Source organism: Cupriavidus sp. 8B, from assembly GCF_054589115.1.
The window spans coordinates 1-15,491 of record NZ_BAAILO010000658.1; the positions used below are offsets into that span (position 1 = coordinate 1).

The 15,491-nt window shown below is 66.6% G+C and carries 13 protein-coding genes; 10 read left to right on the top strand and 3 right to left on the bottom strand.

Going from position 1 to position 15,491, the window contains the following annotated elements; all coding sequences use genetic code 11:
• The first annotated feature begins 256 nt into the window (after window positions 1–256).
• Window positions 257–1,276 carry a transporter gene (locus ACYP5B_RS53050; RefSeq protein WP_459575524.1) on the top strand — a complete coding sequence of 340 codons (1,020 nt, stop codon included), beginning with the start codon at window positions 257–259 and terminating at the stop codon, window positions 1,274–1,276.
• A gap of 82 nt (window positions 1,277–1,358) precedes the next feature.
• Entirely contained in the window at window positions 1,359–2,276 is a 918-nt protein-coding gene (gene ppk2 / locus ACYP5B_RS53055) for a polyphosphate kinase 2 (protein ID WP_267605688.1), read from the top strand.
• Between the two features lie 54 nt (window positions 2,277–2,330).
• On the opposite strand, the gene ACYP5B_RS53060 is transcribed toward ppk2, so the two are convergent.
• Window positions 2,331–2,519: a DUF1289 domain-containing protein gene (locus ACYP5B_RS53060; RefSeq protein WP_267605689.1), complete on the bottom strand. Its 189-nt coding sequence runs from the start codon at window positions 2,517–2,519 to the stop codon at window positions 2,331–2,333.
• A complete protein-coding gene (locus ACYP5B_RS53065; RefSeq protein ID WP_459575525.1) occupies window positions 2,516–3,406 on the bottom strand; it encodes an alpha/beta hydrolase in 891 nt (296 codons plus the stop codon). The genes ACYP5B_RS53060 and ACYP5B_RS53065 overlap by 4 nt, the downstream gene beginning before the upstream one ends.
• Window positions 3,407–3,622: 216 nt before the next feature.
• Between ACYP5B_RS53065 and ACYP5B_RS53070 the strand changes: the two genes are divergently transcribed.
• From ACYP5B_RS53070 to ACYP5B_RS53080, 3 genes are all read left to right on the top strand, one after another.
• The gene (locus ACYP5B_RS53070) at window positions 3,623–4,936 is read left to right on the top strand and encodes a cation:proton antiporter (protein ID WP_459575526.1); all 1,314 of its coding nucleotides are present in this window, start codon (window positions 3,623–3,625) and stop codon (window positions 4,934–4,936) included.
• 145 nt (window positions 4,937–5,081) lie between these two features.
• Entirely contained in the window at window positions 5,082–6,761 is a 1,680-nt protein-coding gene (locus ACYP5B_RS53075) for a M30 family zinc metallopeptidase (protein WP_459575528.1), read from the top strand.
• 89 nt (window positions 6,762–6,850) lie between these two features.
• A complete protein-coding gene (locus ACYP5B_RS53080) occupies window positions 6,851–7,174 on the top strand; it encodes a hypothetical protein (protein ID WP_267605692.1) in 324 nt (107 codons plus the stop codon).
• Window positions 7,175–7,195: 21 nt separating this feature from the next.
• On the opposite strand, the gene ACYP5B_RS53085 is transcribed toward ACYP5B_RS53080, so the two are convergent.
• Entirely contained in the window at window positions 7,196–8,293 is a 1,098-nt protein-coding gene (locus ACYP5B_RS53085) for a substrate-binding domain-containing protein (protein ID WP_459575529.1), read from the bottom strand.
• Between the two features lie 287 nt (window positions 8,294–8,580).
• Between ACYP5B_RS53085 and ACYP5B_RS53090 the strand changes: the two genes are divergently transcribed.
• The 5 genes from ACYP5B_RS53090 (at window position 8,581) to ACYP5B_RS53110 (ending at window position 14,688) form a co-directional block, all read left to right on the top strand.
• Window positions 8,581–9,102, top strand: a complete 522-nt coding sequence (locus ACYP5B_RS53090; protein WP_459575531.1) for a formate dehydrogenase subunit gamma — start codon at window positions 8,581–8,583, stop codon at window positions 9,100–9,102.
• Complete coding sequence (locus tag ACYP5B_RS53095) at window positions 9,099–10,652, top strand: formate dehydrogenase beta subunit (protein ID WP_459575533.1); 1,554 nt, start codon at window positions 9,099–9,101, stop codon at window positions 10,650–10,652. Before ACYP5B_RS53090 ends, ACYP5B_RS53095 begins: the two co-directional genes overlap by 4 nt.
• Window positions 10,653–10,742: 90 nt before the next feature.
• Window positions 10,743–13,598: a formate dehydrogenase subunit alpha gene (gene fdhF, locus ACYP5B_RS53100; RefSeq protein WP_400099093.1), complete on the top strand. Its 2,856-nt coding sequence runs from the start codon at window positions 10,743–10,745 to the stop codon at window positions 13,596–13,598.
• On the top strand, window positions 13,595–14,467 hold the full coding sequence (gene fdhD / locus ACYP5B_RS53105; protein WP_459575536.1) for a formate dehydrogenase accessory sulfurtransferase FdhD: 873 nt from the start codon (window positions 13,595–13,597) through the stop codon (window positions 14,465–14,467). The genes fdhF and fdhD overlap by 4 nt, the downstream gene beginning before the upstream one ends.
• Entirely contained in the window at window positions 14,464–14,688 is a 225-nt protein-coding gene (locus ACYP5B_RS53110) for a formate dehydrogenase subunit delta (protein ID WP_459575537.1), read from the top strand. The genes fdhD and ACYP5B_RS53110 overlap by 4 nt, the downstream gene beginning before the upstream one ends.
• Window positions 14,689–15,491 lie beyond the last annotated feature (803 nt).

The following is a 15,491-nucleotide window of genomic DNA, read 5'->3' on the forward strand; positions in this document are numbered from 1 at the left end:
AGATGAAAGGCGCCACGGCTCGCTGCGCATCGCGCGTGGGTGATTTCCGCCTGGCCGGCGGAAATCACGGCTACACCGAATGGTTCTCTATTCCCGCCGGTTTGCTCCCCTCTCCCACTTGTGGGAGAGGGGCCGGGGGAGAGGGCGGGCGCTGGCAAGAGATACCCACACCTTGTGCCCCTGGCCACGTGCGGACCGTCATCCCCTCATGCTAATGTCCCATCTCCGCGAATTCGCGTTTTCGAAGAGGCACCACATGCATGCGGGTATCGTCGAAGCCAGCTACGGCTCCGATCCGGTTGGCCTGGTCAGCGGCTTTCGCTTCCTGCCCGGCGAGCCGGGCCAGCCCATCGATTCCGCCGCCGCGGCCGTGTGGCTCGGGCAGCCCCCGCCGGGCGACGAGTTTCTCTGGCTGCACTTCAATTTGTCGCATAGCGCCTGCGAGCGCTGGCTCAAGGGCCAGCTCGACCTGCCCGAGGGATTCTTCGAGGCGCTGCGCGAGGGCTCGCGCTCCACGCGCATCGAGCGGCTCGACACGGCGCTGCTTGCCGTGGTCAACGACGTGATCTACAACTTCGGCGTGAGCACCACCGATATTTCCACGCTGTGGGCCTGTGCCGACCGCCGCATCCTGGTGACGGCGCGCATGAAGCCGTTGCGCTCGGTCGACCAGCTGCGCGCCTCGGTGCGCCAGGGCGAGCTGTTCCACACGCCGCTGGCGCTGCTGGTGCATTTGCTGCGCGACCAGGCCGAGGTGCTGGTGCGCATCGTGCGCGAAACCAGCGGCACCGTGGACCAGGTAGAGGATCGCCTGCTTTCGCAGCGCCTGCATGGCAACCGCGCGGAGCTCGGCTCCATGCGCCGTGGCCTGGTGCGCTTGCAGCGGCTGCTCGCGCCCGAGCCTGGCGCGCTGTTCCGCCTGCTCAACCGGCCACCTGCGTGGCTGCAGGAGCAGGACATCCAGGACCTGCGCTCATCCACCGAGGAGTTCTCGCTGGTGCTGAGCGACCTGGCGGCGCTGGTCGAGCGCATCAAGCTGCTGCAGGAAGAAATCGCGGCCAAGCTCAACGAGCAGACCAACCGCACGCTGTTCACGCTGACGCTGGTCACCGTGCTGGCGCTGCCGATCAACATCGTCGCCGGCTTCTTCGGCATGAATGTGGGCGGGATTCCGCTGGCGGACCATCCACACGGTTTCTGGGTGCTGGTGGTGCTGGTGGCCAGCTTCACCGTGCTGGCGGGGCGCTGGGCCTTCCGCAAGCAGGGAGATTACTGAGCGCGCTGGCGGCGATTCACGGGGACGTCACATCTCGCGGTTAGCCTGCCAGTGACCACGTTGTTGCGAACAGGAGTTAGCGATGAGACCAGACGAGAACGAGCTGATTCGGCGTATCCACCGCGAGGTGGCCGATCACTATGACGAAGAACTCGAGCTGGAGCTGGAAGACCACCATGTCGATACGCTGTTCGGCGACGCCGGCGGCGGCCTGGACGACGATGAGCGGGCCGCGCGGCGCCTGTACTTCCGTGAGCTGTTCCGCCTGCAGGGCGAGCTGGTCAAGCTGCAAAGCTGGGTGGTGGAAACCGGCCACAAGGTCGTGATCCTGTTTGAAGGGCGCGACGCGGCCGGCAAGGGCGGCGTGATCAAGCGCATCACCCAGCGGCTCAATCCGCGCGTGGCCCGGGTGGCAGCGCTGCCGGCGCCCAACGACCGCGAGCGCACCCAGTGGTATTTCCAGCGCTATGTCTCGCACCTGCCGGCGGCGGGCGAGATCGTGCTGTTCGACCGCAGCTGGTACAACCGCGCCGGCGTGGAGCGCGTGATGGGTTTTTGCACCGACGACCAGTACGAGGAGTTCTTCCGCTCGGTGCCGGAGTTCGAACGCATGCTGGTGCGCTCCGGCATCCAGGTGATCAAGTACTGGTTCTCGATCTCCGACGAAGAGCAGCACCTGCGCTTCCTCAGCCGCATCCACGATCCGCTCAAGCAGTGGAAGCTCAGCCCGATGGATCTCGAATCCCGCCGGCGCTGGGAGGACTACACCCGCGCCAAGGAAATCATGCTGGAGCGCACGCATATCGACGAGGCGCCGTGGTGGGTGGTGCAGGCGGTCGACAAGAAGAAGGCGCGCCTCAATTGCATCCATCACCTGCTGCAGCAGATGCCTTATGAAGAGCGCGTGCAGCCGGCCGTGGTGCTGCCGCAGCGCGAGCGGCACGACGACTACGCGCGCCAGCCGGTGCCGGACAACATGATCGTGCCGGAAATCTACTGAGCTATCGATCCATCCGGCAGGGCCGCGGCCCTGCCGTCCCGTCTGGTCCTTCCCTCAGTCCTTCTTCTTCACGTGCCGCAGCTCCGCCTCGCGCTGCGGCCGTGCCTCGATGATCTTCCTGCATTTCTTGTTCTTCAGCTCCTTCCACTGCTTGCATTCCTTGCGCGTGCGCAGGCAGCCCTTGCAGTAGCCGGTGGCGTCGTCGAACTTGCAGATCTTGACGCAGGGCGACTCCACGCTCATGCCGCGCTCCCGCAATCGGCGCGCCGCAGGATGAAGTCGGCCACGTCGTCGCGCACCGGCGCCAGCCAGTGCAGCGGGTCGGCGAACACGCCGATCAGCAGCGTGTGGGACAGGCGCGCATAGCTGCGGTACTGCACCGGCACGCCGCCTTGTTCCAGCCGCCTGGCCATTTGTGCGGAATTGCGCTGCGGGTTGACCAGGCGGTCGCCGTCGTCCACGCCGATGAAGGCTGCGGGTGAGCGTGCATCGGCGTAGTCGATCGGCTGCGAGCCGGGTGGATAGTCCGGATGATGGAACACCGGCTGCGCCTGGCGGTTCTCGATCGGCAGGAAATCGTAGACCCCGGCCAGCCCGATCCAGCCGCGCAGCAGGGTGGGGCTCATGTCGAAGCGGCCGAGCCAGCGCGCATCGAGCGCGAGCATGGCGGCGTTGTAGCCGCCCGCGCTGTGCCCCATCAGGAACAGCCGCTGCGGGTCGCCGCCGTAGCTGGCGATCTCGCGCCGCGTCCACGCGACCGCGCGCGCGTTGTCCACCAGGAAATCCGGATAGCTGACTTCGGGATAGAGGCGGTAGTCCGGGATCACGGTCAGGATGCCGCGCGCCGCCAGCGCTGCCGCGACGAAGGCGTAGTCGGCCTTTTCGCCGCTGTTCCAGGTGCCCCCGTAAAAGAACACCACGACCGGCGCCTTGCCTGGACACGCAGGCTGGCGCGGCGCGTAGATGTCGAGCCTGGCGCGCGCGCCATCGCCGTAGGGCACGCTGGCGCTCAGGGCATAGGCTTTGCTTTGGGTTAAGCCATTGAGCACGTCCGACGTGGAGCAGGCGCCAAGGCCGACCAGCGGCAGCGCCAGGAGGAGTGAAAGAAAGCGCGGTCTGAACCTTGGCAAGGCTTCCTCGTTGGTAATTTTTTCAAGTGCCGCCAGCCATTCTTGCATAGTTGCGCGCAGTGCTTGCCGTGGTGCGCGGCGGGCCGGGAGGCAAGGCCTGGCCGCCGGGCATCCGGCGGATGCGCAGCAAGTTGAGTGCCACGCAAGCCTCGCACCGGTGCGCACCCTGCCTGGCTTCGGCTACTCTCAGTGAAGGCTCGCTACAGGAGGTACTCCTTGTTCGGCACCTGGGCATGGGTCATCGGCGCGCTGCTCATCACCATGGGCTTGATCAGTTCGCAGGTAAAGCGGCTGCCGCTGTCGGCGTCGGCGCTCTACCTGCTGTTCGGCATCGGGCTTGGGCCATGGGGGCTTGGCCTGATCCGGGGCGACGTGACGGATCGCGATCATGCGGCCGCGCTGGAGATCGTGACCGAGATCGCCCTGCTGGTATCGCTGTTCGCGGTGGGGCTGCGGCTGCGTGTGCATCCGCGCGATCGCCTCTGGCGCATTGCGCTGCGGCTGGCCACGGTGGGCATGCTGCTGACCATCGCCATGCTGTTCGCGATCGGTTTCTGGATCATGGGCTTGCCGGCGGGCGTGGCCCTGCTGCTCGCGGCCATCCTGGCGCCCACCGATCCGGTGCTGGCCTCCGACGTGCAGGTCGAGGATACGCAGGACCGCGACCGCATGCGTTTTAGCCTGACCGGGGAGGGCGGGCTCAACGACGGCGCCGCGTTTCCCTTCGTCATCCTCGCGCTTGGCCTGATGGGCGGGCAGGATCCCGGCATTGCCTGGCAGCGCTGGCTATGGGTCGACCTGCTGTGGGCTTCCCTGGCCGGCCTGGCGCTGGGCTGGAGCATGGGCTGGCTGTGCAGCCGCGCGGTGCTGGGCCTGCGCAAGCGCCGGCGTGGCGCGGTCGGCATGGAGAGCTTCTTCGCCGTCGGCCTGATCGGGGTGGCTTACGGCGCCGCGCTGGCCGTGCACAGCTACGGCTTCCTGGCGGTGTTTGCCGCCGGCATGGCCATGCGCCACGTCGAGCACGAGGAGAACCAGGACATCGAGCCCGACGAAGTGCTGGGCGCGACGGTGTTCTCGGAGCAGGAGAGCACGGCCGTGCAGCACGACAAGGCTGCCGCCTACCTGGCCCATACCGTCAGCGAGTTCTCGCTGGACCTGGAGCGGCTCGCCGAGCTTAGCGTGATGGTGGCGGTGGGCGCGCTGCTGTCCGTGCGGATGCTGCGCTGGGAGTACCTCGGCCTGGGGCTGGCGCTGATCCTGGTCGTGCGCCCGCTGGCCGTGGCGATCTCGACCATCGGCGTCGCGCTGCAGCCGGCGCAGCGCCGGCTCATGGCCTGGTTCGGCGTGCGCGGCATCGGCTCGGTCTACTACCTGGCCTATGCCCTTGCGCATGGCGCGGATTTCCGCCATGGGGCCATGCTGGCCGACGCCACGCTCTGCGTGGTGGTGCTATCGGTGGTGCTGCATGGCTCGTCGGCCACGCCCCTGATGGCAATGTACCGGCGCTGGCGCGGCGCCGCCAAGGCCTGAATCCGTTGGCGTGCGCGCCGGTTCTGGCGCCCGCCGACAATTTTCTCCCGCGTTAAAGCTCTTGTTCCGGATGCCGTTATTTGTGTGGCTTGGGCCTCGTCCGCCCAGGCCGGCATCCATAAAACAAGAATCGGAGCTTTAGAACATGAGGGGTCCTCTCCTGCGCCAACACACAGGCCTGCTGGCCGCCCTGCTGGCCGCCATGTCTGTCGCCGCCTGTGGTGGCGGTGGCGGCGATGCGCCCGCTGCCAACCAGGTGCCTGCCGGCCCCTCGGTGCCAGTCGTCAACGCGCCCGTACCAGCGGTGCCACCCACGTTGGCGCCCGCTTGCAGCGGCTGCAGCGCCGTGGACGCGAGCAATTACTCGGGTTCCGGCGTCGGCGTCTGGTCCGCCTCCAACACCAACGGCGTGCCAGTCGACGTGCCGGTTGCCATCGGCGGCGTGAACGGCAAGGCCGTGACGCTGCTCTACACCAACGGCGCCGCGGCGCAGGCCATGCCGGCCAGCCTGTCGCTGTCGGTCATCGAGCCCGTGCTGGGCAACCTCTCGATCCAGTCGGTTTCCGCCGGGCAGGACGAACAAACGCTGCGCGACATCGCCGAGTTCAATCGCGCCGGCTGGGCGGCACTGGCCGGCGGCAAGCGCGTGGCCAGCCTCTCGGAGATCGCGCCGCCACCGCCGCTCGCTTCGGTGGTCAACGATACCAAGAGCTGGTATCACACCGACGGCACGCGCCGCGCCGCCACGCTGGTCAAGCAAGTGATCACGGGAGACACCACCACCGTCAACATCTGGGTGGAGACCACCGAATCGGTGCCCGGCAAGATCACCGGCACCCTCGTCGACACGCTGGCCGCGGCCTTCGCCGGCGGCGGCGGCATCTACGACATGCTGACCTCGGTCGGCGGCCCCTTGTGGGGCGCGCACAGCTACAACAACCTCATCGCCGGCAGCGGCCAGCCGGTGGATATCGTCGTGCTCAACTTCGACAACAACAACAAGCCATTTGGTACCGTGGGCTATTTCTGGGGCCTGCACAACCTGAAGGCCACCTCGGATTCGCGCAGCAACGAGTCGCTGTCGCTCTATCTCGATTCCGAGACCGTGTACCTGGGCGGTGCCGAAGGCCTGAAGTCGATGAAGATGACCATGGCGCACGAGGGGATGCATATGCAGAACTTCTACCGCCGCGGCGTCAAGGCCGGCCAGCAGTACGCATTCGACAGCTGGCTGGAAGAAATGTCCGCGATGATGATGGAGGACTTTGCCAGCAACACCATCGACGCCAGCTACAACGCGATCCGCGACGTGCGCTTCAGGGACTACGTGAGCTACGGCAATGGCAACTACAACTGCAACATGCTGAACTTCACCGGCTTCGGCGCTAGCTGCGAGAGCTATTCGGTGTCGGGCAGCTTCGGCGGCTTCCTTGACCGGCAGCTCGGACTGGCCTTCTACAAGGACCTGCTGGGCCGCACCTCTAGCGCGGATTCCAAGACCGTGCTCGACCAGGCCATCAAGGCCGCGCGCCCGGACTCCGGCTTCACCCCGGAACTGATGCGCTGGACCGTCACCAGCAATTCGCTGATGCCAGCCGCCTCGTCACCGGCGCGCTACGGCTACCCGGCCCGTGTCGATGGCGGCTTTACGCTCCCGCTGATCGATCCGGACCTGTTCCGTGCCTCGCGCAAGCTGCCGGTGGCCGTGCCCTCCACGTTGCAGCCGTATGGTAGTTTTCCGGTGGTTCGCAGCAATGTCGGCGCCACGTTCAGCGAGACCGTGCGCGTGCCTGCCGGCACTACGCTATCCGTAGTGGTGTACTGAACGCGCTAGGCGCAGGACCGCCGGATCTCCTTGCGGCGGCTCCCGGGCGGCGATGTTCGCCGCCCGGACTTGTCAACCCAACCAACCTCATGCATCGAATCCTGTCCCTGATTGCCGCCCTGTCCGTGGTGCTGGCCGCATGCGTGCACGCAGTGCCAGCCGGGCGCTCCATCGCCTTGACGGGCACGGTGGTGGTCAAGGGCAGCGCCCTGTTCCAGCAACCGATGCTGGTCACCGCCGATGGCGAGGCATGGGTGCTCGAGAAATTCCCCGTAGGCGAGGCCGAGGCGTTGCGCGGCAAGACGGTGGGCGTGACCGGCACCGTGCTGCGCGCAAACCAGCCGGGCACGTGGGCGCCGGCCATCCGCGTCGAGCAGATCGAGGCCGCGCCGGACGGCGGGCCTGCGCGCTAGATCCGGCCGGATCCCGCTCAGTCAGCCGCTCGGGCCCGCGCGGTCCGGGAACGCCTCTTCCAGTGTCAGTACCGTGCCCGTCAGGCTGCTGTCATAGCCGGGCAGGGCGTCCACCACCTGCCGGAAACCGGCACTCCTGAGTGCCCCCACGGCGCCGGCCAGCGCGGGGCTTTGCAGGCGCTCCCGCTCGATGACAAAGAAATACCGTTCCTTGAGCACCGGCACGAAATCCAGCCCAAAGCGGCGCGCCGCGGTTTCCACGCCGAATCCCGCATCCGCCATGCCGCTGCCGATGTAGGCGGCCACCGCGGCATGGGTGAACTCGCCATTGCTGTAACCCTCGATGCGGCCGCTGTCGATGCCGCGCGCCTTGAGCATCAGATCCAGCAGCAGCCGCGTGCCGGAGCCGGTCTGGCGGTTGACGAAGCGCACATCGGCGCGGCAGAGATCCTCCAGCGTGGTGACCTGCTTCGGATTGCCGGGGCGCACGAAGATGCCCTGCGAGCGAACCGCCAACTGGATCAGGCAATGGGTCTCGGGGCGAATCCACGTGGCGAAGCTCGCCAGCATTTCCCGCTCGAATTCGCCGATCGGCACGTGGAAGCCGGCAATATCGCAAGCACCTTGTGCAAGTGCCGCAACCGCCTCAAGGCTGCCGCAGTACTTCAGGTCGTGGCGCACCTGGTGCGCATCCAGGAAGTCATGCAGCGCCGCCACCGCGAAGCCATGGCTGGCGTGCAGGCGCAGCGTGGGGCCCGGCTGGTCGACCAGTTTCTTCAGCTCGATTTCCAGTTCCGAGGCCAGGCTTTCCAGCGTGGGCGAGAGCCGCGCGGCAATGCGCTTGCTGGCCCAGACCAGTTGCTGCGCCAGCGGCGAGAGCGCGCTGCCGCGCCCGCGGGTCTTGGCAATCAGCGCGCCGCCGAACAGGGTTTGCGCGTCGCGCAGGATGCCCCAGGCGTAGCGGTAGGACAGGCCGGTGGCCTGCGCCGACTGGCTGATGCTGCCTGTGCGCTCGATATGCCCGAGCAAGGCCACCAGGCGTGACACGTCGAGTGGGGCGCTGGCGGCGTCGCTATCGTCGCGAATTTGGAGGTGGGGCAGGATCGAGATACGAATCATATGAGAAAAATAGCATATTGCTCGAACGCAGCCAACTGCCTATAGTCCGCTCAAAGAGGCATAGCACCCGGGAAAAGCCAGCTTAGCTGGCCAGCCGAGATGGGGAATGCCCAGCCAGAGCCCCAGATATATGAAAAAAATAGCATATAACGCGGCCGCCGTAACACGGTGTGCCGCGCCCCGCAGCCAATCCTGGCAAGACGCGCAAGCCAATGCGCCACACCGTCTGCCGCTGGCGTTGCGCTTTGGCGCTTGCGCCGGCCCGTGCTGCGCCACCAGGAGACACGATGTCTGATTCAGCCGCCAAATCAGCCGCTAATGCCGTGCGCGACCCGGTCGCCCGCATTGTGGCCGCGCGCCGCGATATGCCGGGCGCCTTGCTGCCCATCCTCCACGAGATCCAGGATACGGTGGGCTACGTGCCCGCCGACGCCCTGCCCGAGATTGCGCGCGCGCTCAACCTGTCGCGCGCCGAGGTGCATGGCGTGGTGACCTTCTATCATCACTTTCGCGATAGCAAGCCGGGCCGGCACGTGGTCCAGGTCTGCCGCGCGGAAGCGTGCCAGTCGGTTGGCAGCGAGGCCCTTGCCGCGCACGCCGAGCGCGCGCTGGGCTGCGGATTTCATGAAACCACCGCCGATGGCGAATTCACGCTCGAGCCGGTGTACTGCCTCGGCCAGTGCGCCTGTGGCCCGGCCGTGATGATCGATGGGCTTCTGGCCGGCCGCGTCACGCCGCAGCGCTTCGATGCCTTGATCAAAGCCTGCGCCGATACCGCCCAGGATCAGGCAGCGGAGGTGCCGGCATGAGCATCACCGTTTTCGTCCCCCGCGATTCCAGCGCCCTGGCCATGGGCGCCGACGCGGTGGCCCGCGCCATCTCGCGTGAGGCCGCCGCACGTGGTGCCAGCGTCGAACTGGTGCGCAACGGCTCGCGCGGCATGTTCTGGCTCGAGCCGCTGGTCGAGGTGCAGACGGCCGCCGGGCGCGTGGCCTACGGCCCGGTTGCGCCGGAAGATGTCGCCGCGCTGTTCGATGCGGATTTCCTGGCCGGTGGCGAGCACGCGCTGGCGCTTGGGCTAACCGAGGAAATCCCGTTCCTCAAGGGCCAGGAGCGCCTGACCTTTGCCCGCATGGGCATCACCGATCCGCTCTCGCTCGCCGACTACATTGCGCACGATGGCTACGCCGGCCTGACCCGCGCGCTGGCGCTGGACGGCGCGCAGATCGTGCGCGAGGTGACCGATTCCGGTTTGCGCGGGCGCGGCGGCGCGGCATTTCCCACGGGCATCAAGTGGCAGACGGTGCTGAACGCGCAGTCGGCCACCAAGTACGTGGTGTGCAATGCCGACGAGGGCGACTCCGGCACCTTCTCAGACCGCATGGTGATGGAAGGCGACCCGTTCATGCTGATCGAAGGCATGACCATCGCCGGCCTCGCTGTCGGCGCGGAGCATGGCTATATCTACGTGCGCTCGGAGTACCCGCACGCTATCGCCGTGCTGGAAGCCGCCATCGGCGTCGCGCAGGCGGCCGGCTGGCTGGGCGACGATATCCGCGGCAGCGGCCGGCGCTTCCAACTGGAAGTGCGCAAGGGTGCCGGCGCCTATGTGTGCGGCGAGGAAACCGCGCTGCTGGAGAGCCTGGAGGGCAAGCGCGGCGTGGTGCGCGCCAAGCCGCCGCTGCCGGCCATCGAAGGGCTGTTCGGCAAGCCCACCATCATCAACAACGTGATCTCGCTGGCCACCGTGCCGGTGATCCTGGCGCGCGGCGCGCAGTACTACCGCGACTTCGGCATGGGCCGCTCGCGCGGCACGCTACCGTTCCAGATCGCCGGCAATGTGCGGCAGGGCGGGCTGGTGGAGAAAGCCTTCGGCGTGACGCTGCGTGAACTGCTGGAGGACTACGGGCAGGGCACGCGCAGCGGTCGGGCGATCCGCGCGGTACAGGTGGGTGGTCCGCTGGGCGCCTACCTGCCGGTCTCGCGGCTTGATACGCCGATGGACTATGAAGCGTTCGCGGCCTTTGGCGCGGTGCTGGGCCACGGCGGCATCGTGGTGTTCGACGACACCGTCGACATGGCCAGGCAGGCGCGCTACGCGATGGAGTTCTGCGCCATCGAATCCTGCGGCAAGTGCACGCCGTGCCGGATCGGCTCCACGCGCGGCGTCGAGGTGATCGACAAGATCATCGCGGGCGACCAGCCGGTGAAGCACGTCAAGCTGGTGCGCGACCTGTGCGACACCATGCTGGGCGGATCGCTGTGCGCCATGGGCGGCATGACGCCCTACCCGGTGCTGTCGGCGCTCGACGAGTTTCCGGAAGATTTCGGCGTGGCCGTGCCAGCCAAGGCTGCCTGAACCCAGCGCAACGGCACATCGAACCGGCGCAGCTTCAGCGCCCCTCTGAATCACCAGTACGCGGCCCCCGGGCCGCAGCGGGAGTCCGTCTTGAACACACGCAACGAAATCGACTACGGTACGCCGGCCAGCGATGCGCAACAGCAGGTCACCCTTGAGATCGACGGCGTCGACGTGACCGTGCCCGCCGGCACCTCGCTGATGCGGGCCGCCGTGCACGCCGGTGTGAACGTACCCAAGCTGTGCGCCACCGACAGCCTCAAGTCCTTCGGCTCCTGCCGCCTGTGCCTGGTCGAGATCGAAGGACGGCGCGGCTTCCCCGCCTCCTGCACCACGCCGGCCGAAGCCGGCATGAAGGTCAAGACCCAGACCGACAAGCTGGCCGACCTGCGCCGCGGCGTGATGGAGCTGTATATCTCCGACCACCCGCTGGACTGCCTGACTTGTCCCACCAACGGCAACTGCGAGCTGCAGGACATGGCCGGCGTGGTGGGCCTGCGCGAGGTGCGCTACGGCTACGACGGCGCCAACCATCGCGCCGAGGCCAAGGACGAGTCCAACCCGTACTTCACCTACGATCCCTCCAAGTGCATCGTGTGCAACCGCTGCGTGCGGGCCTGCGAGGAAACCCAGGGCACCTTCGCGCTCACCATCAGCGGCCGCGGCTTCGATTCGCGCGTGACGGCGGGGCAGGGCGACAGCTTCATGGATTCCGACTGCGTGTCGTGCGGCGCCTGCGTGCAGGCTTGCCCCACCGCCACGCTGGCCGAGACCTCCATCATCCGCATGGGCCAGCCCGAGCACAGCAAGGTCACCACCTGCGCCTACTGCGGCGTGGGCTGTGCCTTCAAGGCGGAGATGAAGGGCAATGAAGTGGTGCGCATGGTGCCGTACAAGAACGGCCAGGCCAACGAGGGCCACTCGTGCGTGAAGGGTCGTTTCGCCTTTGGCTACGCGACTCACAAGGACCGCATCCTGAACCCGATGATCCGCGCCAGGATCACCGACCCGTGGCGCGAAGTGTCGTGGGAAGAGGCGATCAGCTACGCAGCCTCCGAGTTCAAGCGCATCCAGGCCAAGCATGGCCGGGACTCCATCGGTGGCATCGTGTCCTCGCGCTGTACCAACGAGGAAGGCTACCTGGTGCAAAAGCTGGTGCGCGCCGCCTTCGGCAACAACAACGTCGATACCTGCGCGCGGGTTTGCCACTCGCCCACCGGCTACGGCCTCAAGCAGACGCTGGGCGAATCCGCCGGCACGCAGACCTTCCGCTCGGTGGAGAAGGCCGACGTCATCATGGTGATGGGCGCCAACCCCACCGATGGCCACCCCGTGTTTGCCTCGCGCATGAAGAAGCGCCTGCGCGCCGGCGCCAAGCTGATCGTGATCGATCCGCGCCGCATCGACCTGGTGGATTCGCCGCACGTGCGTGCCGACTTCCACCTGCAACTGCGTCCCGGCACCAATGTGGCCGTAGTGACCTCGATGGCGCATGTGATCGTCAGCGAGGGCCTGATGGCCGAATCGTTTATCGCCGAGCGCTGCGAGGACCGTGCGTTCCAGCAGTGGCGCGACTTTGTCATGCTGCCGGAGAACTCGCCGGAAGCGATGGCCGAGATCACCGGCATCCCCGCCGAGCAACTGCGCGGCGCGGCACGCCTGTACGCCACCGGCGGCAATGCCGCGATCTACTACGGCCTGGGCGTGACCGAGCATGCGCAAGGCTCGACGACAGTGATGGGCATCGCCAACCTCGCCATGTGCACCGGCAATATCGGCCGCGAAGGCGTGGGCGTGAACCCGCTGCGCGGGCAGAACAATGTGCAGGGCTCCTGCGATATCGGCTCGTTCCCGCACGAGCTGCCGGGCTACCGCCATGTGTCGGACTCCACCACGCGCGGCCTGTTCGAATCTGCGTGGAACGTGGAGATCAGCCCGGAACCTGGCCTGCGCATCCCCAATATGTTCGAGGCTGCGTTGTCGGGCAGCTTCATGGGCCTGTACTGCCAGGGCGAAGATATCGTGCAGTCCGACCCCAACACGCAGCACGTGTCGGCGGCGCTCTCGGCCATGGAGTGCATCGTGGTGCAGGACATCTTCCTCAACGAGACCGCCAAGTACGCGCACGTGTTCCTGCCGGGCTCGTCGTTCCTGGAGAAGGACGGCACCTTCACCAACGCCGAGCGCCGCATTTCGCGCGTACGCAAGGTGATGCCGCCCAAGGCTCGCTATGCCGACTGGGAAGCCACCGTGCTACTGTCCAATGCGCTGGGCTACCCGATGGAGTACAAGCATCCGTCCGAGATCATGGACGAGATCGCGCGGCTCACGCCGACCTTCAGCGGCGTCAGCTACCAGCGGCTGGAGGAACTCGGCAGCATCCAGTGGCCGTGCAACGACGCCGCGCCCGAGGGCACGCCGACCATGCACATCGACGCCTTCGTGCGCGGCAAGGGCAAGTTCATCATCACCCGCTACGTGCCCACGGCTGAGCGCGTGAATCGCAAGTTCCCGCTGATTCTCACTACCGGGCGCATCCTGTCGCAGTACAACGTGGGCGCCCAGACGCGCCGCACCGACAACGTGATGTGGCACGACGAGGACCGCCTGGAGATCCATCCGCACGATGCCGAGGAACGCGGCATCAAGGACGGCGACTGGGTCGGCGTGCAGAGCCGCGCGGGCGAAACCGTGCTGCGCGCCATCGTCAGCGAGCGCATGCAGCCAGGCGTGGTGTACACCACCTTCCACTTCCCCGAGTCCGGCGCCAATGTGATCACCACCGATAACTCGGACTGGGCCACCAACTGCCCCGAGTACAAGGTCACCGCGGTGCAGGTCATGCCGGTGGCGCAGCCCTCTGAATGGCAGCGCCAGTATCGCGACTTCCACGAGCAGCAGATGCAATTGCTGCAGGCGGCCGGCGCCGAGGCGGGGTCGGCATGACACTCTGCGAACTCGCCATGGCCAGGTCCGATGCGGCGGCGCCTTGCAGCGATGTCGAGCCGCCCACGCACAGCACCTTCGCCGTCAGCCGCTGCCGCCTGGGCGAGCTGGCGCTGGAGGACGACGAGATCGCCGAGGAAGTGCCGGTCGCGCTCGAGTACAACGGCATCTCGCACGCGGTCATGCTGGCGTCTCCGGCAGACCTCGAAGACTTCGCGCTGGGCTTCAGCCTGAGCGAAGGGCTGGTGGCCAGCCCGCGCGACGTCTATGAAATCGACACCGAGGTTCGCCCCGAAGGCATCGCGGTGAAGCTGCGCATCGCTGCGCAAGCCTTCGCCGCTCTCAAGGACCGCCGCCGCGCCATGGCGGGCCGCACCGGCTGCGGCCTGTGCGGCACCGAATCGCTGCAGGAAGTCATGCGCGCGCCAGCGCCGGTGAGTAGCAGCGCCAGCTTCAGCGACGAGGTGCTGTACGCCGCGTTCGCGCAGTTGCAGACCCGGCAGGAACTGCTGCGCCACACCGGCTCCACGCACGCCGCCGCCTGGCTGCGCGCCGACGGCCACGTGGCGCTGGTCCGTGAAGACGTGGGCCGCCACAACGCGCTCGACAAACTGATCGGCGCGCTGGCGCGCGGCGGCGAAGACCGCTCGCGCGGCGCCGTGCTGGTGACCAGCCGCGCCAGCTACGAAATGGTGCTGAAGACCGCCAGCGCCGGCGTTGGCATGCTGGCCGCCGTCTCCGGCCCGACCGCGCTCGCGGTACGCCTGGCGATCGATACCGGCGTCACGCTGGCCGGCTTTGTGCGCGCGGGCCGCCACGTGGTCTACTCTCACCCCCAACGTTTGCACAGCAGGACGGAACAGGCATGAACTCCGACAACCTCGTCAAGATGGCGAACCAGATCGGCACCTTCTTCGAAGCCATGCCGGACCGCGAGGAAGCCGTGGCGGATATCGCCGGCCATATCAAGCGCTTCTGGGAGCCGCGCATGCGGCGCGCATTGCTGGAACGGCTGGACGGCAATGACGATGCCGGGCTGGACGAGATCGTGCTGCTGGCGGTGACGCGGTATCGCGCGTTGCTGCAGTGAGGTGATTATTCGCGCTTTCAGCGCTGGATTATTTTCAGGCTGACATGCTGGCGTGCTGGCATGGGGTGTGGGTGGGCGGTGTTTTAAAGCTTCTAGCTGCTGATGCAGAATAGGCGTGAGTGGGTAGTGTTTTAGCGCTTCTAGCTGCTGTCGCGGCTGGGCGGTGTTGGCCGTTTTAGAACGTGTGAGATGTCACTTTTCTTTACTCGCCCTCGTAAAGAAAAGTAACCAAAAGAAAGCGATCCTTGCAGGAGGCTGGCTTATTGGGGTTACGTAGCCCGGTGGTTTCGTCGTCAGGCCCCGGGTTTTAATGGACTCGTGCCGTTACCGGTTTGAACGGCCACGATACTGCGGATGACGCTGGTTTCGTGGTGAGACTGCTCGGTAGTGGCATCCCTGCTCATCCATCTGCCGGTACCGGTGCGAAGCATCACGATATATCACGCCGTGATGGTTTCGTGGTGGGGTGGGCGCGGTGGTGAATCCCTCAAAACTATTCCGGCGGTGCCACCGCGCCCACGACGAAAACGGGACGCATGCAACTTCGTGGCCGCCCGCGCCGCGAGCGACAGACGGCTTGAAGCAAGTGGTGACAGCTACCGGGGGGACCACCACGAATCCCTGGGCATTGGCTGGGTCGTGGTGGTCTAAACTGGTAACGGCACGAGTCCATTAGAACCCGGGGCCGCACGACGAAACCATTGGGGTGCGCAACCCCGACAAGCCAGCCTCCTGCAAGGATCGCTTTCTTTTGGTTACTTTTCTTTACGAGTAAAGAAAAGTGACATCTCACACGTTCTAAA

Coding starts and splice junctions, on each gene's coding strand:
- ACYP5B_RS53050 (WP_459575524.1), top strand. CDS start 257: ATGCATGCGGGTATCGTCGAAGCCAGCTACGGCTCCGATCCGGTTGGC.
- ppk2 (WP_267605688.1), top strand. CDS start 1,359: ATGAGACCAGACGAGAACGAGCTGATTCGGCGTATCCACCGCGAGGTG.
- ACYP5B_RS53060 (WP_267605689.1), bottom strand. CDS start 2,519: ATGAGCGTGGAGTCGCCCTGCGTCAAGATCTGCAAGTTCGACGACGCC.
- ACYP5B_RS53075 (WP_459575528.1), top strand. CDS start 5,082: ATGAGGGGTCCTCTCCTGCGCCAACACACAGGCCTGCTGGCCGCCCTG.
- ACYP5B_RS53080 (WP_267605692.1), top strand. CDS start 6,851: ATGCATCGAATCCTGTCCCTGATTGCCGCCCTGTCCGTGGTGCTGGCC.
- ACYP5B_RS53085 (WP_459575529.1), bottom strand. CDS start 8,293: ATGATTCGTATCTCGATCCTGCCCCACCTCCAAATTCGCGACGATAGC.
- ACYP5B_RS53090 (WP_459575531.1), top strand. CDS start 8,581: ATGTCTGATTCAGCCGCCAAATCAGCCGCTAATGCCGTGCGCGACCCG.
- ACYP5B_RS53095 (WP_459575533.1), top strand. CDS start 9,099: ATGAGCATCACCGTTTTCGTCCCCCGCGATTCCAGCGCCCTGGCCATG.
- fdhD (WP_459575536.1), top strand. CDS start 13,595: ATGACACTCTGCGAACTCGCCATGGCCAGGTCCGATGCGGCGGCGCCT.
- ACYP5B_RS53110 (WP_459575537.1), top strand. CDS start 14,464: ATGAACTCCGACAACCTCGTCAAGATGGCGAACCAGATCGGCACCTTC.